Here is a 21,193-nt window from a genome sequence, read left to right as displayed (position 1 = left end):
AGGCCTCGGTTGGATCAGGTCGACGGTCGCCAGGTGACGTTCTCGATACCGAATTTTTCCGCCAGGGGTTTGCTGGTCTTTTTCACCCGTTCCAGGCCGAAGCGACCGATGCGGCCGACACCGGCGTCGCAGCTTGCCCAATGCCACGCCTCGGCGTTGTCCATCTTCTCCGAGCGGATGATGAAGGACTTGGGGGCGCCGTGCAGGGTGTATTCGATGACGAAAAGTTTTGCGTTGTTCATAAAGCTATCAATCCTCCCTGTGATGGTTTAGTGACCCGCGCGGGCAGGGAAAAATTCACTCGGATTGTCGAGCAAGGGTATCAGCGGTCGGGCAGGCATCCGAACGGGTTATTGCCTGGCCCTGTGGTGTCCGTCCGGATGCTTTTTCGCGGTTTTCCAGGCGGATCGGCGGGGTTACCATGGGCCCCCCTGCTTGACGACGATGCCCGGCCATGGCCCTTGCCGCACCTCCCGACCTCAGCGACACCGATGTGCCGGTACAACCCCTGGCGCGCACCTATCCGCGTGGCCTGTTCATCGAGCCCCACGAACATGCCTGGGGGCAGCTGCTGTATGCCATGAGCGGGGTGATGTGGGTCGAGACGCCGAACGAGGCGCTGGTGGTGCCGCCGCAACGGGCGGTGTGGCTGCCGCCGGGCGTGCCCCATGGGATCCGCGTGGTCACCGACCTGCAGATGCGCAACATCTATCTGCGCCCGAGCCTGGCGGCGACCCTCGACAGCCAGGTGCAGGTGCTGCAGGTGGACAACCTGCTGCGCGAGCTGATCGTGCGTCTGGTGGAGCATGAGGGAGCGCCGCAGCCGGAGTACTACGATGCGCTGGTGAACCTGGCCCTGCTGGAACTCAAGCGCGCCCGGCGCTCGCAGTTGAAGATCGTACTGCCGGACAGTTCCGACCGGCGCCTGATCAATCTCTGCCAGGCGGTGATGGCCGCGCCTTCCCTGGACATTCCCTTCGAGCGCCACGCCGAGGCGGCGGGCGCCAGCGTGCGCACCCTGGCGCGGCTGTTCAAGGACGGCCTGGGCATGGGCTTCGCCGAGTGGCGCCGCCAGGTGCAACTGGCCACGGCCGCGGCCGAGCTGATCCAGGGCGTGCCGGTCAGCACCATCGCCCGCGAACTGGGGTATTCCCCCGGCAGCTTCAGCGACATGTTCCGCCGCGAGCTGGGGCTGGCCCCGTCGCAATACGCGGCCGGAGAAGCCCGCGCCTGAGTGCCTGTCATCCCTGTAGCCGCTGCCGAGCTCGCGCGAGGCTGCGACCGGGCCACCGCGTTTATCCAGGCCCACTGCATTCTCAGGCTTTGCGCCTGCTGCGCAGTCGATCGCAGCCTCGCGCGGCTCGGCAGCGGCTACGGGGTTTTGCGCACAGGCACTCATTGTGTGGGCGCCGCAATACCCGTAGGAGCGAAGCTTGCTCGCGATGAACGGTAACGCGGTCCGCCAGACATTCCGCGTCGGGGCTATTGCGGGCAAGCCTCCGCAGCCTCGCGCGGCTTGGCAGCGGCTACGGGGCTTTGCGCACAGGCACTCATTGTGTGGGCGCCGCAATACCCGTAGGAGCGAAGCTTGCTCGCGATGAACGGTAACGCGGTCCGCCAGACATTCCGCGCCGGGGCTATTGCGGGCAAGCCTCCGCAGCCTCGCGGAGCTTGGCAGCGGCTACGGGGCTTTGCGCACAAGTATCCATTGTGTGGGCGCCGCAATACCCGTAGGAGCAAAGCTTGCTCGCGATGAACGATAACGCGGTCCGCCAGACATTCCGCGCCGGGGCTATTGCGGGCAAGCCTCCGCAGCCTCGCGCGGCTTGGCAGCGGCTACGGGGCTTTGCGCACAGGCATCCATTGTGTGGGCGCTGCAATCCCGTAGGAGCGAAGCTTGCTCGCGATGAACGGTAACGCGGTCCGCCAGACATTCCGCGTCGGGGCCATCGCAGCCAAGCCTCGCTCTTACACGTTCATACCCACAGATTGGCCGAAATCCTGAAGTGCTTGGCCGGTTGCGCAGGTTTTCGCTCCCTACACTCCCGGCATGCCCAATCGCCGCCGCCCAGGCGCGGCGCACTGCCCGGAGTTCGTCATGCATTACCTCATCTCTCTCGCTATTGGCCTCGGCGTCGGCCTGCTTTATGGCGCCCTGAACTTTCGCTCGCCGGCGCCGCCGGCCATCGCCCTGGTCGGGCTGCTCGGCATGCTCGCCGGCGAACAGCTGTGGCCCATGGGCCGGCAACTGGTGAGCAACTGGTTGTCCTGAGGCTTTTCGATCCTTTTATTTATTCCTGTTCATGGAGGCGCTTATGCACGCCCTGCAATTTTCCAAGACCGGCGATCTGTCGTCGCTGCACTACGTCGAGGTGCCGACCCCGGTGCCGGCCGCCGATCAGGTACTGGTGCAGATCAAGGCCGCCGGCCTCAACCCCAGCGATGTGAAGAACGTGCTCGGGCGTTTTCCCTACACCACCGTGCCGCGCATTCCCGGGCGGGATTTCGCCGGGGTGGTGGTGGACGGGCCCCGGGAGCTGGTGGGGCAGGAGGTCTGGGGCACCGGCAAAGAGCTGGGGTTCTACGCGGACGGCTCCCATGCCCAGTACGTGGCGCTGTCGGCCAAGGGCGTGGCGCACAAGCCGGCGCACCTGAGCTTTGCCCAGGCCGCCAGCCTGGGCGTGCCTTACACCACCGCCTGGGATGCCCTGGAGCGCAGCGGAGTGGGCGCCGGCACCACCTTGCTGGTGATTGGCGGCGGGGCGGTGGGCAGCGCCGCCCTGGCCCTGGCGAAGATTCGCGGAGCCCGGCTGCTGGCCGCCGCACGGCGCCCGGAGCAGGTCAAGGCGTTGCAGGCGCAAGGGTTCGAGACCGTGCAGCTGGACCAGCCGGAAAACCTCGGGGCCCAGGTCAACGCCGTGTTCGCCGGCGGCGCCGAGGTGATCTTCGACACCACCGGCTTCTGGCTGCCGGCCTCGGTCGCGGCCCTGGCGCCGTTCGGCCGCATCGCCATCATCGCCGCGCCGGTGGACGGCCATGTGCAGTTGCCGGCCCTGGGCCTGTACCGCAAGGGCGGCTCGGTGGTCGGGATCAACTCGCTGCTGTACGGCGTGCAGGCCTGCGCGGCCATGCTCGAGCAGTTCGGCCGGTTCTTCGATGAAGGGCTGTTGCCATTGCCGCAGGGGCTGTTCGAATCGCCGCTGGAGCAGGGCGTCGAGCGCTACCACGAGGTCAATCGGGGCAGCGGCGAGAAGGTGATCCTGTTGCCGTAAGGGTGGCCAACCCGCCTGAATCGGCAGGCTGGCCCGGCTTTGTGTAGCCGCTGCCGAAGGCTGCGATCGCCCCGAAGGGGCGCGGCGATCTTGAGTTCGCCGAGGTCCTTCGGAGCCTATGTTGAGGTCCTTCGGACCTATCGCAGCCTGCGGCAGCGGCTACAGGTTGGGGTCTGTGTCGTGTCTGGACCTTGCTTGCGACGGCGTCAGCCCAGACAACCTCGTAACCAAAGTCGCAGGCGTTATGCGCTTACGCCTCCGGCACACCTTTCTCCCACGCCGACCAGTTCTTCAGGATGTCCTGCACCAGCGGATTACCGGTGCGATAGAGGTTTTCCAGGGCCGGGACAAAACCGCCCTGGTCGGCGTACTTGAGCAGGTTGTCGACTTCGCTGCCGCCCGGCTCGGGGCGGTCGAAGTCGGAGCCGGCGCGGACCACCGCCAGCCGCTGCACGTCCACCCGGCCTTCGCGGCTGGCGCGCAGCAGGGCTTCGTAGGTCGAGTTGTCTTCCTGCTGGGTGGTGCAGTACTCGCCCTTGTTGTCGGTCAGCAGGCGGGTCCAGACCTCGGCCCGCTCGCTCAGGCGGGTGCCGGAGAACCAGGTGTTGCCCGCCAGGGTGTCGCACTGGGTCACCACCGGCGGCTGGTTGGCCGGCGCCGCCGGGTACTTGAGGCGCCAGGCCGCCGATTCCTTGCTTTCGCTCAGGCTTACCCGACGCGACAGGGCGAAGGCCTTGGCCTGCAGTTTCGGGTTGAGTTCGAAGACCTCGGTCTTGTAGTCCAGCGGCGGTTTCTCGTTCGGGCCCTTGGTGTTGATACCCAGGTAGCCGGTTGGCCAGTCCTTGGGCGCGTCCCGCGAATCCAGTTCCCACTGGGTGCCGAATTCCACCAGGTAATGGGCCCAGGCGGTGGTGCCGATGGTGCCGTATTTGGGGCTGATGCCGGCGATCCCGGCGACCAGGAAATAGCTTTTGCGCAGGTCGAATTTCGGCGACAGCGCCAGGGCCAGGGTCGAGGCCGCGGCGTTGGTCTGGCCCATGCCGGTGACCAGCAGGCAGACGTCCTTGGTATTGCAACGTATCGCCGGGTACTCCGCCGATAGCCCCGGGACGCGCACTTCCTGTTTCAGTTCCAGGCGCTCGATCCAGTGCTGGGCCTCGGGGGCGAACATGGTGATCAGCATCACCTTGGGTTTGATCGGTGCCGCAGCCGTTTCGCTCGCCCAGGCGCCGCAGGACAGCAGAGTGCCGGCAGCCAGACCAACCGACAGGGAAAGACGGGTCATCACATTCATAAAACCTCCATGGCTCTTGACTTGCAGCTTGCCGCTCAAGGCTCGCCGCTGTTCTTAAAACTGGTAACCGATGCCGGCGTAGTAACCCCAGCCATTGGACCGGGCGCGGAAATCGCCATCGCCGAAATTCAGCTCGCTGCCATCCTGCCAGTTGCCGCCGTTGTGGAAGTAACGGCCGACCAGGGTGAACCGCAGGTGGGTGAAGGAATACAGCAGCACGTTGGTGGACACCGTGGCGTTGGCCGTGCGGGCCGGGTTGTCCTTGTGCAGGTCCGAGCCGAAATCGAAGTTGGTGAAGCCTATATAGGTCAGCGAGGCGCCATTGCTGAACTTGTCGATGGGCACGATGTACTTGAGCTGGGCCCGGTAGCCGTCCCACGAATATTCATTGCTGGCGCCATAGTTTTCCCACTGGTAGCGCCCGTAGAAGTTGGCCGACAGGTTGACCCGCGAATGGGTGTCGATGTCGGTGCCCAGGCCGCTGTACAGGGTATTGGCGCGGTTGGCGCTGTTGCTGCCGTGGTCGTAGATCCAGTCGAAGGCTACGTACCACTCCTTGAACGGGCCGATGGCCAGGCTGCGTCCGGCCAGGTAGTCGATGGAGATCCGCGGCTCGTGTTCCATGAACACCGGCGAGCCGTGGTCCCACACGCCTTTGTCATGGCTGTTGCCGATGTTGAAGATCTTCGGGATGTCGATGTAGCCGTACAGCTCGAACGGCCCCTTGCGGCCGAAGTACTCGTATTCCAGGTAGATATCGTCGGCCGGCTGCGGGCCGAAACTGATGTCCTTGCTGCCGATCAGGGTCAGGTCCTGGTTGTACCAGTCCGACAGGTATGCACCTTTTTTGGGCGGATTGGCGTCCGGGCTGAGGGTTTCGCCCTGGGCCGAGTCATCAGCGCTTTGTTGGACGTCGACGGTTTTTTCCTGGGCCTGGGCAGCACTACTGAGTACTCCCGTAACGGCAGTCAGTAGCAGGGAAACAGCCAGGGTGCGACAGGAGGCCGAAGGTGTAAGAGGTCGATGCATTGAAAATCCCTGTTCATGCGGTAGGAAAGCCATGGCTGGCCGGGTTGAAGCGAACCTGTACTCATTATCGGTTTAACGGGTTCGCGCAAACGTTTGCATATGCTGTACCAACTTCGATCAGGTGTTTGAAACAAATGAAGAATCGGTGCAGAAACTGACTGTCTTGTTAGGAAATATCCGGAAAATTAAATCGATACTTCTGAAATCGCTGGGTGGTAAGGAGGGTGGAGCGGAAGGCGGGGCATTTGTGAGGGAACGTATCTGATCTGACAAAAAAGCTGTTTTTTAACTAATTGATAAATAAGGATTTGATAAGTTTTTCCGAAGTTTTATCGGTCAATTCTTACCATAGTATTAATGCTATTTAATCCCGCGGTTTCGTCTCTGCCCCCGCGAAGCTCGTCTACGTTTCTGGCACGGAGCAATTTTCGCCACGGTCAGGTATTCGAAGTCAGTGCGTATCGATTCAGGACGTTGCTGAGCGAGCAGTACACGCATTCATGGATGAACGGCTTGGCCCCTTAGCAAGGAGTTGAGCGTGGACAAAGTTCAGGTCAGGGACGCCGTCAATCATCTTTCCCCCCTCTCTTTGGCAGTTCGCCTGGGTCTTACCGGGTTGTTGCTCAGCCTGGTCAGCCCCTCGGCCATGGCCACCTGTTCCACCGTCGGCAGCGTGGTGACCTGTACCGGGGTGCCGGGCCTGCCGCTGTTTCTCAACGACTTTTCCAGCGCCACCGACGGCCTGACGGTCAACGTCAACAGCGGCGCGCAGATGAACGCGACCCTGGGCGGCAAGGTGCTGAACCTGACCGGTAGCACCATCACCCTGAACAACGCCGGGATCATCGACCCGGCGTTGCTGGGGCTGGTCTCGGTGTTGAGCGGCGGGGCCTTTATTGGCAACGGCGCGGCGGGTGTGGTCAACGTCACCAACACCGTCACCGGGATCATGCGCGGTACCGGGCAATTGCTCGGCCTGAACCTGAGCAGCCTGGACGGCGCCGCGCTGAACATCAACAACGGTGCCGGCGGCACCACCACCATCGTCAACGACGGCACCATCACCTCGACCGGCCTGTCGCTGCTCAGCGTGACCCTGGCGGACACGCCGGTGGTGGCGGTGTATGGCGGTTCCCAGGTGAACATGACCAACAACGGCACGCTGCAAGGCCGGGTCGCCTTCGAGAGTTCCAGCGGCGGCAACACCTTCCTCAACACCGGCACCATCCAGGGCGGGGTGTCGATGGGGGTGAACAGCACCAACACCTTCACCGCGGTCACCGGTTCCAGCGTCAGCGTCGGCGATGGGATCAACATCAGCCTCGGCCTCGGTGGCCTGCCGGGGATCGACCTGACATTCGCCCCCACCGGCAAGGTCGATGGCGGCGCGGGCGGCACCAACACCCTGATCCTGCAGAACACCCTCGGCCCGGGCGGCGGCACCAGCGGCAGCGGCACGCTGTCGAGCGACAACTACATCAACTTCAACAACCTCACGCTCAACAGCGGTACCTGGACCCTGCAGGGAGCACTGGTCAGCGGCAGCACCACCCTCAACGGCGGCATCGCCCAGTTCGATAACAGCGGCACCTTCGGCAGCGGGGTGCTGACCAGCAATGGCGGGATCCTGCAGGCCAGTACCGGCGGCCTGACCCTGAGCAACCTGGTGACCCTGGGCGCCGGCGGCCTGACCGTGCAGGGCGGCAACGACTTGAGCCTGGCCGGGGTGATTTCCGGCACTGGCGGCCTGACCAAGAGCGGAGCTGGCCAGTTGAGCCTCGACGGGGCCAACACCTACAGCGGCAACACCAGCATCAGCGCCGGCTCCGTGCAACTGGGCAACAACCTGGCCTTCGGCAGCGGCACGCTGAGCATCGATGGCGCGGCCACGCTGTCGACGCCCGGCACCATCACCCTGAACAACCTGGTCAGCCTCAACAACAGCATGATCGCCACCGGCGCCGGCAGCCTGACCCTGGCGGGGCTGATCAGCGGCAGCGGCGGGCTCACCAAGAGCGGCACTGGCAGCCTGGCCCTCAACGGCATCAACAGCGGTTATTCCGGTACCACCACCCTGAGCGCCGGTACCCTCAGCGTGAGCAACGACAATGCCCTGGGCAGCGGCGGGTTGACCGTGAGTGGCAGCGCCAGCCTGGACAGCAGCGCCGCGGTGAACCTGGCCAACGCCGTAACCCTGAACGCCAACCTGACCACCCTCGGCAGCAATGCCCTGACCCTGGGCGGGGGGCTGTCCGGCACCGGCGGGTTGATCAAGAACGGTAGCGCGGACCTGACCCTGAGCAGCGCCAACACCTACTCGGGCGGCACCTCGCTCAATGGCGGCAAGCTGCTGGTGGGCTCCGGCACCGCCCTGGGCAGCGGCGCCCTCAACGCCGGCGCGGGCACCACCCTGGATGCCACCACGGCGCTGAGCCTGGGCAACGCCATCAACCTCATCGGCAACCTGACCCTGGGCGGCACCCAGACCCTGACCCTGGGCGGGGTGATCAACGGCGCCGGCGGGTTGATCAAGGACGGGGCCGCGGCCCTGACCCTGAACGGTGTCAACGGCTACCTGGGCGATACCGCCCTCAACAGCGGCTCGCTGATTCTCGGCTCGAACACCGCGCTGGGCCTCGGCGCCCTGAACGCCGCCGCCGGCACCACCCTGGATGCCAATACCGCGGTGACCCTGGGCAACAGCCTGAACCTGGCCGGCAACCTGAACCTCGGCGGCAGCGCTGACCTGACCCTGAACGGCGTGGTCGGCGGCAGCGGCGGCCTGACCAAGAACGGCACGGCCAGCCTGATCCTCAACGGCGCCAACACCTTCCTCGCCGGCACCACCCTCAATGGCGGCACCCTGACCCTGGGCAACGCCGGCGCGCTGGGCAGCGGCGCCCTGACCGTGGGCGGCGCGGCGACCCTGGACAATACGGCCGGCATCAGCCTGAGCAACGACGTCACGCTCAATGCCGACCTGACCCTGGCCGGCAGCAATGCCCTGACCCTGGACGGTCTGGTCAGCGGCACCAGCGGGCTGATCAAGAACGGTACGGCCGACCTCACGCTCAACGGCGCCAACACCTTCCAGGGCGGCACCACCCTCAATGCCGGTGGGCTGATCCTGGGCAGCGGCACGGCGCTGGGCAGCGGTGCCCTGACCGTGGGCGGCGCCAGTACCTTGAGCGGCAGCGGCGCGCTGACCCTGAACAATGCTGTGCACCTCAACGCCAACCTGACGCTGGACGCCAGCAACCCCCTGGTGCTGGGCGGGGTCATCGACGGTACCAGCGGCCTGATCAAGAACGGCACCTCGAGCCTGACCCTGAGCGGCAACAACAGCTACCAGGGCACTACCGCGCTGAATGCCGGTTCGCTGATCGTCGGTTCCAATACCGCCCTGGGCAGCGGAGCGCTGAATGCCGCCGCCGGCACCACCCTCGATGCCAGTGCTGCGGTCAGCCTCGGCAATAACCTGAACCTGGGCGGCAACCTGACCCTCGGCGGCACTCAGGACCTGACCCTGGGCGGGGTGATCAACGGCGTCGGCGGGCTGATCAAGAACGGCGCGGCCGACCTGACCCTCAATGGCGCCAACGGTTATCTGGGCAACACCGCGCTCAATGCCGGCACGCTGATCGTCGGGGCCAACGGCGCCCTTGGTGCTGGCGCGCTGAACGCGGCGGCGGGCACCACGCTGGATGCCAATACTGCCGTCACCCTGGGCAACCAGGTGAACCTGGCCGGTGCCTTGAATATTGGTGGCAGCGCCGATCTGACGCTGTCCGGCGCAGTCAACGGCGCCGGCAGCCTGGTCAAGGACGGCAGCGCCAACCTGGTACTCAATGGCAGCAATGGTTTCCTCGGCGGCACCACCTTGAATGCCGGCACCCTGACGGTCGGCGCCGACGCGGCGCTGGGCCTCGGCGGCTTGACCGTCGGCGGCGCGGCGACCCTGGACAGCAATGCCTCGGTGACCTTGAACAACAGCGTGGCGCTGAATGCCAACCTGACCCTCGGCGGCAGCAACGGCCTGACCCTGGACGGCGTGGTCAGCGGCACCGGTGCGCTGATCAAGAACGGCGCGGGCGAGCTTGCGCTCAACGGCGTCAACCTCTTCGCCGGTGGCACCAGCCTGAATGCCGGCACCCTGACCCTGGGCAATGCCGCGGCATTGGGCAGCGGCGCCCTGACCGTGGGCGGCGCGGCCACCCTGGACAACAGCGCGGCCTTGACCCTGGGCAACGACATTGCGCTCAACGCCGACCTGAGCATCGCCGGCAACAACAACCTGACCCTGGGCGGCGTGGTCAGCGGCGGTGGGGCCCTGATCAAGAACGGCCTGGGCGACCTCGCCCTGTCGGGCAACAACAGCTTTACCGGCGCCCTGGATATCAACGCCGGTAGCGTCAGCACCCTGAGCAGTGGCGCCCTGGGCAACACCTCGGGAGCCAACGTCAGCGCCGGGGCCAGCCTCAACCTGGGGGCCGACAGCAGCCTGGCGAGCCTGACCGGCAGCGGCGGGGTGCTGATCGGCGCGGGCACCACCCTGAGCGTCGGCGGCGTCAGTTCCAGCAGCACCTTCGACGGCAGCCTGAGCGGCAGCGGCGGCCTGACCAAGGTCGGCAGCGGCACCCTTGACCTCACCGGGATCAACGGCATCACCGGCAATACTCAGGTCAACGGCGGCACCCTGAGTGTCAGCGGCTCCCTGGGCAGCGCCAACGTCGGCGTCGCCAGCGGCGCGACCCTGACCGGCAGCGGCTCGTTGCTGGGCACGCTGAACGTCGCCGATGGCGGTCACCTGGCCTTGAGCTCGGGCACCACCCTTGCGACGGGCGGGCTGGTCCTCGGTGGCAACGCCAACCTCGACGCCAGCCTCGGCGCACCGTCCACCACCTCGCTGCTCGATGTCGGCGGCAACCTGACCCTCGACGGCAAGCTGAATGTCACCGACGCCGGTGGCTTCGGCGTGGGCGTGTACCGCTTGATCAACTACACCGGCAGCCTGGTCGACCTCGGGCTGGACATCAACAGCGTGCCGGTCGGGTTCAGCCTCGGCGACCTGCAGGTGCAGACCTCGGTGGGCAACCAGGTCAACGTGCTGGTGGCCGCGTCTAACGTCAATATCCGCTTCTGGGACGGCAGCCAGACCGTCGCCAACGGCAGCGTCGATGGCGGCAGCGGTACCTGGAGCAGCGCCGGCAGCAACTGGACGTCGGCCGACGGCTTGCTCAACCAGGCCTGGGCTGGCGATTTCGGGATCTTCCAGGGCACTGCGGGCACCGTCACCGTCGATGGTGCCCAGACCTTCACCGGCCTGCAATTCACCACCAGCGGCTACAACCTGGTGGCGGGCGCGGCCGGCGCGCTGACCGCGGTCAACGGCACCGGTGGCAACACCGCGCTGCGGGTCGACCCGGGCGTTACCGCGACTATCAGCGTGGATATCAACGGCAGCGGCACCCTGGCCAAGCTCGACGCCGGCACCCTGGTGCTCAATGGCGCCAACTCCTACAGCGGTGGCACCTCGTTGAATGGCGGGACCCTGGTGGTCGGCAACGACTTGGCACTGGGCAGCGGCCAGTTGACCGCTGCCGCCGGCACGACCCTGGACAGCAACGCCGCGGTCAGCCTGGCCAACGCGGTCACCCTCAACGGCAACCTGACGGTGGCCGGCAGCAATGACCTGGCCCTGAACGGCGCCATCGGCGGCACTGGCGGCCTGATCAAGAGCGGTAGCGCCGACCTGACCCTGGGCGGCAACAACAGCTACCTGGGCCCGACCGCGTTGAACGCCGGCGGCCTGATCCTGGCGTCCAACACGGCGCTGGGCAGTGGCGCGCTGAACGCCGCTGCTGGCACCACCCTGGATGCCAGCAGCCCAGTCAGCGTGAGTAACGCGGTGAACCTGGCCGGCAACCTGGGCATCGGCGGCAGCGCCGACCTGACCCTCGCCGGGTCGATCAACGGCGCCGGCAGCCTGAGCAAGGACGGCAGCGCCAACCTGACCCTCAACGGCGCCAACGGTTTCCTCGGCGGCACCACCCTCAATGCCGGGACCCTGACCCTGGGCAATGCCGCGGCCTTGGGCCTGGGCAACCTGACGGTGGCCGGCGCCTCCACCCTGGACAGCAATACCGGCCTGACCCTGGGCAACAACCTGGCATTGAACGCCGACCTGACCCTCGGCGGCAGCCAGGCCCTGACCCTGGGCGGGCTGGTCAGTGGCAGCGGGGAACTGGTCAAGGACGGCACGGCCAACCTGACCCTCAACGGCGTCAACACCTACCAGGGCGGCACCACCCTGAACGCTGGCGGCCTGACCCTGGGCAATGCGGCGGCCCTGGGCAGCGGGGCCTTGACGGTGGCGGGCAGCGCGACCCTGGACAACAGCGCGCCACTGATCCTGGGCAACGATCTCAACCTGAATGCCGGGCTGACGCTGGCGGGCAGCGCCGACCTGACCCTGGCCGGCACCCTGGCCGGCAGCGGCACCCTGACCAAGAACGGCGCGGCCGACCTGACCCTCAGCGGCAGCAACACCTTTGGCGGCCAGTTCAATGTGGCAGCCGGCAGCCTGAGCACCCTGGGCGGTTCGGCGCTGGGCAACAATGCCGGGGTCAACCTGGCCAGCGGCACCCAGCTCAACCTCGGTGGTTCGGCCAGCCTCGCCAGCCTGACCGGCAGCGGCACGGCGCAGGTGGGCGCGGGCAGCACCCTGAGCATCGGCGGCACTAACCTGAGCAGCACCTTCGACGGCAGCCTGAGCGGCAGCGGCCTGCTGAGCAAACTCGGCAGCGGCACCCTGACCCTGGGCGGCAGCAACGCCCTGACCGGCGACACCAGCGTCAATGCCGGCACCCTGAACGTCAGCGGCTCCCTGGCCAGCGCCAATGTGGTGGTCAACAACAGCGGCACCCTGACCGGCACCGGCAGCCTGAGCGGCGCGGTGACGGTGGCCGACGGCGGCCATCTGAGCCTCGGCAGCGGCAACAGCCTGACGCTGGGCTCGCTGGTGCTGGCGCCGAATGCCAACCTGGATGTCGGCCTGGGCACGCCGGTGGCGGGGGGCGGGACTTCGTTGCTCAACGTCGGCGGCAACCTGACCCTCGACGGCACGCTCAACGTCAGCGATATCGGTGGCTTCGGCAGCGGCGTGTATCGCCTGATCAACTACACCGGCAGCCTGACCGACAACGGCCTGGTGGCCGGCAGCGTGCCGGGCAGCGTGGTGCCGGGCGACCTGCAGGTGCAGACCGCGGTGGGCAGCCAGGTCAACCTGCTGGTGACCGCGCCCAACACCCTCGTGCAGTTCTGGGACGGCGGCCAGCTGACCGGCAACGGCGCCATCGACGGCGGTAGCGGCACCTGGGCCAGCGGCACCAGTAACTGGACCAATGTCGATGGCACCCTCAATCAGGCCTGGGGCAACAGCTTCGCGGTGTTCCAGGGCGCGGCCGGCAACGTCACGCTCAACGGCACGCAAAGCATCACCGGCATGCAGTTCGTCACCGACGGCTACAGCCTGATCGATGGCACATCCGGCACGCTGAACGCGGTCAACGGCGCCACCGGCAATACGGCGATCCGCGTCGACCCGAACGTCACCGCCACCCTCGGTGTGGCCATCAACGGCGCCGGCACCCTGGCCAAGCTCGACAGCGGCACCCTGGTGCTCAATGGCAGCAATGGCTACACCGGCGGCACCGCGCTCAACGGCGGCACCCTGGTGGTGGGCAGCAACAGCGCCCTGGGCAGCGGCGTGCTGACCGCGGCCAACGGCACCACCCTGGACAGCAACGGCGCGGTCAGCCTGGGCAACGCAGTAGTGCTGAGCGGCGGGTTGAAGGTGGCCGGCTCCAACGACCTGACCCTGGCGGGCGTGGTCAGCGGCACTGGCAGCCTGATCAAGAACGGCGCGGCGAACCTGACCCTCAATGGCAGCAACAGCTATCAGGGCGGCACCCAGCTCAACGGCGGCGAGCTGACCCTGGGCAACAATGCGGCCATCGGCAGCGGTACCTTGAGCGTCGGCGGCAACGCCCAGCTCGACAGCAGCACGGCCTTGCAACTGGCCAACGCCATCAACCTGGGCGCCCAGCTGACCCTGGCCGGCACCCAGGACACCACCCTCGGCGGCGTCATCGACGGCAGCGGCAGCCTGGTCAAGAATGGCAGCGGTGCCTTGCTGCTGACTGGTGCCAATACCTACACCGGCGGTACCACCCTCAATGGCGGCAGCACCACCGGCGATACCTCCAGCCTCAAAGGCGCGATCCTCAACAACGCAGCGCTGACCTTCGCCCAGAACAGCGACGGCACCTACAGCGGCAATCTCAGCGGTAGCGGTACCCTGACCAAAAGCGGCACAGGCGAATTGTTGCTGACCGGCAGCAACGGCTTCACCGGCACCACCAGCGTGCAAGCCGGCTCGCTGCGGGTCGACGGCACCTTGAACAGCGCCACGGTGAATGTCGCCTCCGGCGCGGCCATTGGCGGCAGCGGGGAGATCGGCGGGACGCTGCAACTGGCCAGTGGCGCCACCCTGAGCGCCGGCGGCGCCGCCACGCCGTTGTCGGTGGGCGCCTTGAACCTGGCCTCCGGGACGACGCTGGACTTCACCATGGGGCAAGTCGGCAGTTCGACCACGGTGGTCGATGTGGCGGGCAACCTGACCCTCGACGGCACCCTCAATGTCACCAATGGCGGCGGCTTCGGCGTCGGTATCTACCAGCTGTTCCGCTACGGCGGCAGCCTGACCGACAACGGCCTGGTCTACGGCGCGCTGCCAACGGGCGTGCTGCCTGAGAGCCTGACGCTGCAGACCGCGCTGGCCAACCAGGTCAACCTGCTGGTGCAGGGCACACCGGGCGAAGTGCAGTTCTGGAACGGTGGCAAGACCACCGCCGACGGCAGCATCACCGGCGGCAGCGGTACCTGGGGCCCGGGCACCAACTGGACCGACCCGAACGGCACCCAGAGCCTGGGTTCCAACAATCAGTTCGCGGTCTTCGGCGGGCAGGGCGGCACGGTCACCGTGGTCGGCAACCAGGGCTTCACCGGCCTGCAATTCCTCGACGCCGGCTACAGCCTGGTCGCCGGGGAGGGCGGCAGCCTGAGCCCGACCAATGCCGCCGATGGCACCCTGGCCGCGGTGCGGGTCAACGCCGATGTGACGGCGCAGATCGATGCGCCGCTGGTGGGCAGTGGCGGGATCAACAAGCTCGACGCCGGCACCTTGCTGCTGACCGGTGCCAATACCTACACCGGCGGTACCACCGTCAGTGGCGGCACCCTGGCCGGTACTACCAGCAGCCTGCAAGGACGCATCCTCAACAACGCGCGCCTGCTGTTCGTGCAGAACAGAAACGGTCGTTTCAATGGCGTGCTCAGTGGCACCGGCAGCCTGGTCAAGCAGGGCAGCAGCCTGTTGCTGCTCTCCGGCGCCCAGCCGTTCAGCGGCCCAGTCGCGGTGGAGCAGGGCGAGTTGCAGGTCGGTGATCGCAGTACGCCGAGCGTGTTCGCCGGGCAGGTCACGGTGGCCAATGGCGCCGCCCTGAGTGGCAACGGCAGCGTCGGTTCGCTGGACAACCACGGCCTGACCCAGTCCGGTGGCGCCGCCGGGACCCTGAGCGTGGCGGGCAACCTCAGCAACGCCGCGGACGGTGTGCTGGACCTGACCGTGACGTCGCCTACCGGCACCGTGCTCGCCGTGGGCGGGACCGCTACCCTCGGCGGCGGTCTGCAAGTGCGCTCGCTGGCGCCTTACACCGGCAACACCACCTACTCGCTGATCACCGCCGGTGGCGGGGTCAACGGGACCTTCAGCAGCACCCGCCTGCCGTCCCTGGCCTTCCTCGACACCGCGCTGGTGTATGGCCCCAACCAGGTCGGCCTGGCGGTCAGTCGCAACCAGACCACCTTCGCCGAAGTGGCGGCCACCCCCAACCAGCGGGGTGTCGCCAGGGCCCTGGAGAGCTACACCGGCGCCGAAGGCTCGGGCGCTGACGTGCTCAACGATCAGGTCATCAACCTGGATCGTGCCTCGGCCCGCGCGGCGTTCGACAGCCTGTCGGGCGAGATCCACGCCAGTACCGCCAGCTCGCTGCTCGAGGACTCGCGCCATGTGCGCGATGCCCTCAACGACCGCATGCGCCAGCCCGGCTGCGGTACCGAGGAGGATGAGCTGCGGCGCACCCTGGCGCCTGGGGAGAACCGTTTGAGCCGCGAAGGCTGCCAGGGCCAGGACGAGATGGTCGGCTGGCTGCGGGTGCTCGGTTCCTGGGGCGACATGGAAGGCGACAGCAACACCGCCGGCCTGGATCGCAACCTGTCCGGCTTCATGCTCGGCACCGACCGCCAGCTCGGCGACCAGTGGCGCGGTGGCGTGGCAGCCGGCTATACCCACAGCGATATCGATGCGCAGCGGCGCCAATCCGATGCCACGATCAACAGCACCCACCTGGCGGCCTACCTCAACTCCCAGCATGACGCCCTGGCGGTCCGCCTCGGAGCGGCCTATAGCTGGCACCGGATCAGCACCAAGCGCAACGTCAGCGTCGGCAGCTACAACGATCGCCTGAAAGCCAACTACGACGCGCGCAGTACCCAGGTGTTCGGTGAGGTCGGCTATGCCCTGGAAGCGGCGGGCGTGGCGCTGGAGCCCTTCGTCGGCCTGGCCTATGTCAACTACGACAGCGATACCGGCCGGGAAAAAGGCGGCGCTGGACGCCTGAGCGCCAAGTCGAGCCAGGACATCACCTTCTCCACGGTGGGCCTGCGGGCCGGCAAGCGCATCACCCTGGGTAACGGTTCGCAGATCACACCGCGCGCCGCCCTGGGCTGGCGCCATGCCTACGGCGATACCAAGCCCGATGCCGACCTGACCTTTATCGAGGGGGGCGGCTCGTTCACCACCCAGGGCGTGCCGATCGCCAAGGACAGCGCCCTGGTCGAGGCCGGCCTGGACTACCAGATCAGCCCCACGGGCAAACTGGGCATCGGTTACTCGGGCCAGCTATCCCACGACAACCGCGACCATGCGATGACCCTCAGCTTCACCCTCGGTTTCTGATCACCACCGAGGTTTCTTGCAACCGCCCGAAAGGGCGGTTTTTTTTGCCGCTAGCTTGCGGGCCGGATCGATTGGAGGGCAGGCAGGCGGCGCCGGTGGTCGATGGCTCAGGACACGCTCAGCGCGCAGGGCTCTCTATTAGCGCCGAGGGCTCAGCGCTGAAGGCTCTGCTAGAATCGCCGCTCCATGACTTTCAGAGGTGCCCCATGAGCGAGCCGATTCGCCTGACCCAGTACAGCCACGGCGCGGGTTGCGGTTGCAAGATTTCTCCCCAGGTCCTGGAGGTGATTCTGGCCGGCAGCGGCGCGCAGAACCTCGACCCGAAACTCTGGGTCGGCAATGCTTCGCGCGACGACGCGGCGGTGTACGCCATCGATGAAGAGCGCGGCGTGGTCTCGACCACCGACTTTTTCATGCCGATCGTCGACGACCCGTTCGACTTCGGCCGCATCGCCGCCACCAATGCCATCAGCGACATCTACGCCATGGGTGGCGATCCGTTGATGGCCATCGCCATCCTCGGCTGGCCGGTGAATGTGCTGGCGCCGGAAGTCGCCCGCGAGGTGATTCGTGGCGGCCGCGCGGTGTGCGACGCGGCCGGCATTCCCCTGGCCGGTGGCCATTCGATCGACGCGCCGGAACCGATCTTCGGCCTGGCCGTCACCGGCCTGGTGGAAAAGCGCCACATGAAGCGCAACGACACCGCCACCGCCGGTTGCCTGCTGTACCTGACCAAACCCCTGGGCATCGGCGTGCTGACCACGGCCGAGAAGAAGGGCAAGCTGCGCAGCGCCGACGTCGGCCTGGCCCGTGACTGGATGTGCACCCTGAACAAGCCCGGCAGCCGTTTCGGCAAGCTCGACGGCGTGACCGCGATGACCGACGTCACCGGTTTCGGCCTGCTCGGGCACCTGGTGGAAATGGCCGACGGCAGCAACCTGACCGCGCGCATTCACTACGACCGCGTGCCGCGCCTGCCTGGGGTCGAGTACTACCTGGACCAGGGCTGCGTGCCAGGCGGCACCCAACGCAATTTCGACAGCTACGCCAACAAGCTCGGGCGTATCCAGGCCCTGCACAAGCTGGTGCTGTGCGACCCGCAGACCAGCGGCGGGCTGTTGATCGCTGTCACTCCCGAGGGCAATGCGGCCTTCCTCGCGCTGGCCGCCGAACTGGGCCTGGAGCTGGCGCCGATCGGTGAGCTGGTGGAACGACAGAGCAACGCGGTCGAGGTGATCTGATGCCCATCGATATCACCGACTACCGCGAAATCTTCCTCAACGACCGGCCGATGATGGATACCCGGGCGCCGATCGAGTTCGCCAAGGGCGCCTTTCCCGGCGTGGTCAACCTGCCGCTGATGACCGACCACGAACGGCAGCGGGTCGGTACCTGCTACAAGCAGCAGGGCCAGCAGGCGGCGATCGTCCTCGGCCATCAACTGGTGTCCGGGGCGATCAAGGCCGAACGCATCCAGGCCTGGGCCGACTTCGCCCGGGCCCATCCCGATGGTTACCTGTACTGCTTTCGCGGCGGCCTGCGTTCGCAGATCGTCCAGCAGTGGCTCAAGGACGAGGCCGGTATCGACTACCCGCGGGTCGGCGGCGGCTACAAGGCCATGCGTACCTTCCTGCTCGACACCCTCGAGGGCGCGGTGGCCGAGTGTGATTTTGTCCTGCTCGGCGGCATGACCGGCATCGGCAAGACCGAGGTGCTCCATCAGTTGGCCAACGGCCTGGACCTGGAAGGCCACGCCAACCATCGCGGCTCCAGTTTCGGCAAGCGCGCCAGCGGCCAGCCGTCGAACATCGACTTCGAGAACCGCCTGGCGGTGGACATCCTGAAAAAGCGCGAGCGCGGCATCGCCGGGTTCGTGCTGGAAGACGAGAACCGCATGATCGGCAGCTGCGCCTTGCCGTTGCCGCTGTACCAGGGCATGCAAAGTTTTCCCATGGTCTGGCTGGAGGACGGCCTGGAGGGGCGGATCGAGCGGATCCTGCGCGACTACGTGATCGACCTGTGCGCGGAGTTCGTCGCGGTGCATGGCGAGGACGGCTTCGCACGGTTTTCCGAGCGCCTGCTGGAAAGCCTGAACAACATCCGCAAACGCCTGGGTGGCGAGCGCCACCAGCGCCTGTACCAGCTGCTGGAGGCCGCCCTGGCCGAGCAGGCCCGCAGCGGCAGCGTGGACCTGCACCGGGCCTGGATCGAAGGGTTGCTCAAGGAATATTACGACCCGATGTATGCCTTCCAGCGCGAAAGCAAGGGCGCGCGCATCGAGTTCGTCGGCGAGCAGGCGGCGGTGCTGGAGTATTTGCGCGAACGGGCTCGCCAGCAGGGTTGAGTCGGTAGAAGGGCGGGGCCTTTGGCCCCATCGCGAGCAAGCTCGCTCCTACAGGGTTCCGCGCCGTCCATGTAGGAGCGAGGCTTGCCCGCGATGACGTCCATGCAGACGCCATCGAACTTCTGGTTACAACAACGCCGCGCCAATCAACCCGCACACCACGCCAATCAGCATGGTCAGGCCGGCCACGGTCACCAGCACCCGCGCGTCGAAATCCTTGCGCAGCATCAGCAGCGACGGCAGGCTGATGCTCGGCAGGGTCATCAGCAAGGCCACCGCCGGGCCGGTGCCCATGCCCAGGGTCATCATGGTCTGCACGATAGGGATTTCCGCGGCGGTGGGAATCACGAACAGCGTGCCGACAATCGCCAGCGGCACCAGCCACAGCAGGCTGTCGCCAATCGCGCCCTCGACGTGGGGGAACAGCCAGACCCGCGCCGCGCCCAGCACCAGCACCGCCAGCACATAGATCGGAATGGTGCTCCAGAACAGCTGCCACAGGCTGCGCGCCCAGCGGCTGAAGAAGGCGCCGTCGTTAGCCGCGCTGGCCTCGACCACGGCTTCCACCGCCGCCTCCGGCAATTGCTCGGGACGGGCGATGCGCTGGGCCACCAGCGACACCCCCAGCACCAGCACGATGCCCGCCACCAGCCGCAGCGCGGTAAAGCCCCAGCCAAGGACAAAACCCATGAACACCAGGGTCGCCGGGTTGAGCACCGGGTTGGCGATCCAGAAGGCCAGCGCCGCACCGACCGAGACATTCTGCCGACGCATGCTCGCCGCCACGGGCGCGGCGCAGCAGGAACACATCATGCCCGGCAGGGCGAACAGCCCGCCGCGCAGGGTCGAGCCGAAACCGGCGCGGCCGAACAGGCGCAGCAACCAGTCCCGCGGGATCAGCACTTGCAGCAGCGAGCCGAGGATCACCGCCAGCACCGCGGCTTTCCAGATCGCCAGGAAATACACCTGGGCATAGGCCAGGGCGGCGCTCAAAGGCGAGGAGGGCTGATCGTTGATGATCGAGGCGCCGATGCTGTGGCTGTCTGCGGCGATAAAGGCCTTGGCGTAGTAGGGCGACCACTTGACGAAGTAGAGGCCGACGCACGCCACCAGGACGAACAGGGCGGGTTTCCACCAGAACGACCAGCCCCGGACGGGGCTGGCAGGAGCAAGGCTGGACATGAACAATGATTCCGGGCAGTGACGTTAGGCCGCGAATCTTAGCCTACTCGCGCACCTGCGCGCCTCTGTAGCCGCTGCCGCAGGCTGCGATCGATCGCACAGCGGCCGTAAAGCCTCGCAACACGGAGTGCCGGGCCAAATCCTGGAATCCGCACCGGCGCCTACAAAAGGCTCATGGCCACTCAGAGGGTACGAATCGAGGTGCGAATCGCCCGCGCGCACTCGATCACCGAGGGCGCCAGCTTGCGTTCGGCTTCTTCCAGGGTCCAGCGGCTGCTGGGGATCACCACGTGCACGGCGGCCACCGGCAGGCCCTGGCTGCCGATAATCGGCGCGGCGATGCTCATGTCGCCGAGAAACAGTTCTTCCTGGTTGAGGGCGTAACCGCGCTGGCGGGTGGCGACGATTTCTCCATGGATCGCGTCGATCCCGGTCAGGGTGTGGCGGGTATGGGCCTGGCGGTCGCTGGCCTGGAGCATCGCCAGGGCTTCCTGGTCGGGCAGGGCGCTGAGGTAGGCGCGGCCGGAGCCGGTGCAGTACATCGGAATGCGGCTGCCGATGGGCATGTGGATCGGGATGAACTTGGGCGCCACGAAGCGCGCGACGTAGACCATGTCCAGGCCGTCGGGCTCGGTGAGGTTGGTGGTTTCGCCGGTGACCTGGGCCAGCTCGGCGAGGAACGGGTTGGCCACGTCCACCAGGGTGTCGGCGGCCAGGTAGTTGTAGCCGATCTCCATCACCCGCGGGGTCAGCTGGAAGCGTTTGGTCTGCGGGTGCTTACGCACGTAACCGAGCTGCTCCAGGGTGTGGATCATGCGTTGCGCCGAGCTTTTGTTGATCTCGGCGGCCTCGGCGATTTCCGCCAGGTTCATGGTCCGTTGGGCGGCGTTGAAGGCGCGCAGGACCGCCAGGCCTTTTTCCAGCGACTGATTGAACAGGCTATTGGGGGTGTCGCTCATGGCGGTTCCTTTGGATTTTTTGTGTTTTAAATA

At 66.6% G+C, this 21,193-nt stretch carries 11 protein-coding genes; 6 read left to right on the top strand and 5 right to left on the bottom strand.

Translation table 11 applies throughout. From position 1 onward, the window contains the following. Window positions 1–14: 14 nt before the first annotated feature. Complete coding sequence (locus tag DK261_RS06280; protein WP_009048208.1) at window positions 15–242, bottom strand: DUF6555 family protein; 228 nt, start codon at window positions 240–242, stop codon at window positions 15–17. Window positions 243–454: 212 nt separating this feature from the next. On the opposite strand from DK261_RS06280, the gene DK261_RS06275 reads away from it, so the two are divergent. The 3 genes from DK261_RS06275 to DK261_RS06265 all read left to right on the top strand — a co-directional run bounded on the left by DK261_RS06275 (window position 455) and on the right by DK261_RS06265 (window position 3,272). After that, window positions 455–1,234, top strand: a complete 780-nt coding sequence (locus DK261_RS06275; protein ID WP_009048210.1) for a helix-turn-helix transcriptional regulator — start codon at window positions 455–457, stop codon at window positions 1,232–1,234. An 864-nt stretch (window positions 1,235–2,098) separates the two neighbouring features. Continuing rightward, window positions 2,099–2,272, top strand: a complete 174-nt coding sequence (locus DK261_RS06270; RefSeq protein ID WP_007930748.1) for a DUF1427 family protein — start codon at window positions 2,099–2,101, stop codon at window positions 2,270–2,272. Window positions 2,273–2,315: 43 nt separating this feature from the next. Next, window positions 2,316–3,272 carry a zinc-binding alcohol dehydrogenase family protein gene (locus tag DK261_RS06265; protein ID WP_009048211.1) on the top strand — a complete coding sequence of 319 codons (957 nt, stop codon included), beginning with the start codon at window positions 2,316–2,318 and terminating at the stop codon, window positions 3,270–3,272. Window positions 3,273–3,522: 250 nt separating this feature from the next. Here the strand turns inward: DK261_RS06265 and DK261_RS06260 are convergent, their stop codons facing one another. Together DK261_RS06260 and DK261_RS06255 are read right to left on the bottom strand one after the other, a co-directional pair. Next, entirely contained in the window at window positions 3,523–4,566 is a 1,044-nt protein-coding gene (locus tag DK261_RS06260) for a purine nucleoside permease (protein ID WP_009048212.1), read from the bottom strand. A 54-nt stretch (window positions 4,567–4,620) separates the two neighbouring features. Further along, complete coding sequence (locus DK261_RS06255) at window positions 4,621–5,595, bottom strand: nucleoside-specific channel-forming protein Tsx (RefSeq protein ID WP_016703297.1); 975 nt, start codon at window positions 5,593–5,595, stop codon at window positions 4,621–4,623. Window positions 5,596–6,133: 538 nt separating this feature from the next. Here DK261_RS06255 and DK261_RS06250 point away from each other — a divergent pair. The 3 genes from DK261_RS06250 (at window position 6,134) to mnmH (ending at window position 19,019) form a co-directional block, all read left to right on the top strand. Further along, window positions 6,134–16,675 (top strand): autotransporter-associated beta strand repeat-containing protein, encoded by a 10,542-nt coding sequence (locus tag DK261_RS06250; protein ID WP_110175411.1) that lies wholly within the window; start codon window positions 6,134–6,136, stop codon window positions 16,673–16,675. A gap of 206 nt (window positions 16,676–16,881) precedes the next feature. Next, window positions 16,882–17,916 carry a selenide, water dikinase SelD gene (gene selD / locus DK261_RS06245; RefSeq protein ID WP_038631406.1) on the top strand — a complete coding sequence of 345 codons (1,035 nt, stop codon included), beginning with the start codon at window positions 16,882–16,884 and terminating at the stop codon, window positions 17,914–17,916. Further along, window positions 17,916–19,019, top strand: a complete 1,104-nt coding sequence (gene mnmH, locus DK261_RS06240; protein ID WP_009048216.1) for a tRNA 2-selenouridine(34) synthase MnmH — start codon at window positions 17,916–17,918, stop codon at window positions 19,017–19,019. The genes selD and mnmH overlap by 1 nt, the downstream gene beginning before the upstream one ends. 126 nt (window positions 19,020–19,145) lie before the next feature. Here mnmH and DK261_RS06235 read toward each other — a convergent pair whose 3' ends face one another. Beyond that, window positions 19,146–20,201 (bottom strand): permease, encoded by a 1,056-nt coding sequence (locus DK261_RS06235; protein WP_009048217.1) that lies wholly within the window; start codon window positions 20,199–20,201, stop codon window positions 19,146–19,148. Window positions 20,202–20,383: 182 nt separating this feature from the next. Further along, window positions 20,384–21,160, bottom strand: coding sequence for an IclR family transcriptional regulator (locus tag DK261_RS06230; protein WP_009043140.1), 777 nt, complete (start codon window positions 21,158–21,160; stop codon window positions 20,384–20,386). Between the last annotated feature and the right edge of the window lie 33 nt (window positions 21,161–21,193).

The sequence above is a fragment of the Pseudomonas sp. RW409 genome, from assembly GCF_003184125.1.
In the GTDB taxonomy this organism is placed as follows: domain Bacteria; phylum Pseudomonadota; class Gammaproteobacteria; order Pseudomonadales; family Pseudomonadaceae; genus Aquipseudomonas; species Aquipseudomonas chlororaphis_I.
The sequence above is the reverse complement of the archived record's forward strand: the minus strand, read 5'-3'. Positions and strand labels throughout refer to the sequence as shown.

What these genes read in the sequence shown, in the direction of transcription:
- DK261_RS06280 (WP_009048208.1), bottom strand. Translation starts at nt 242, where the DNA reads ATGAACAACGCAAAACTTTTCGTCATCGAATACACCCTGCACGGCGCC.
- DK261_RS06275 (WP_009048210.1), top strand. Translation starts at nt 455, where the DNA reads ATGGCCCTTGCCGCACCTCCCGACCTCAGCGACACCGATGTGCCGGTA.
- DK261_RS06270 (WP_007930748.1), top strand. Translation starts at nt 2,099, where the DNA reads ATGCATTACCTCATCTCTCTCGCTATTGGCCTCGGCGTCGGCCTGCTT.
- DK261_RS06265 (WP_009048211.1), top strand. Translation starts at nt 2,316, where the DNA reads ATGCACGCCCTGCAATTTTCCAAGACCGGCGATCTGTCGTCGCTGCAC.
- DK261_RS06260 (WP_009048212.1), bottom strand. Translation starts at nt 4,566, where the DNA reads ATGAATGTGATGACCCGTCTTTCCCTGTCGGTTGGTCTGGCTGCCGGC.
- DK261_RS06255 (WP_016703297.1), bottom strand. Translation starts at nt 5,595, where the DNA reads ATGCATCGACCTCTTACACCTTCGGCCTCCTGTCGCACCCTGGCTGTT.
- selD (WP_038631406.1), top strand. Translation starts at nt 16,882, where the DNA reads ATGAGCGAGCCGATTCGCCTGACCCAGTACAGCCACGGCGCGGGTTGC.
- mnmH (WP_009048216.1), top strand. Translation starts at nt 17,916, where the DNA reads ATGCCCATCGATATCACCGACTACCGCGAAATCTTCCTCAACGACCGG.
- DK261_RS06235 (WP_009048217.1), bottom strand. Translation starts at nt 20,201, where the DNA reads ATGTCCAGCCTTGCTCCTGCCAGCCCCGTCCGGGGCTGGTCGTTCTGG.
- DK261_RS06230 (WP_009043140.1), bottom strand. Translation starts at nt 21,160, where the DNA reads ATGAGCGACACCCCCAATAGCCTGTTCAATCAGTCGCTGGAAAAAGGC.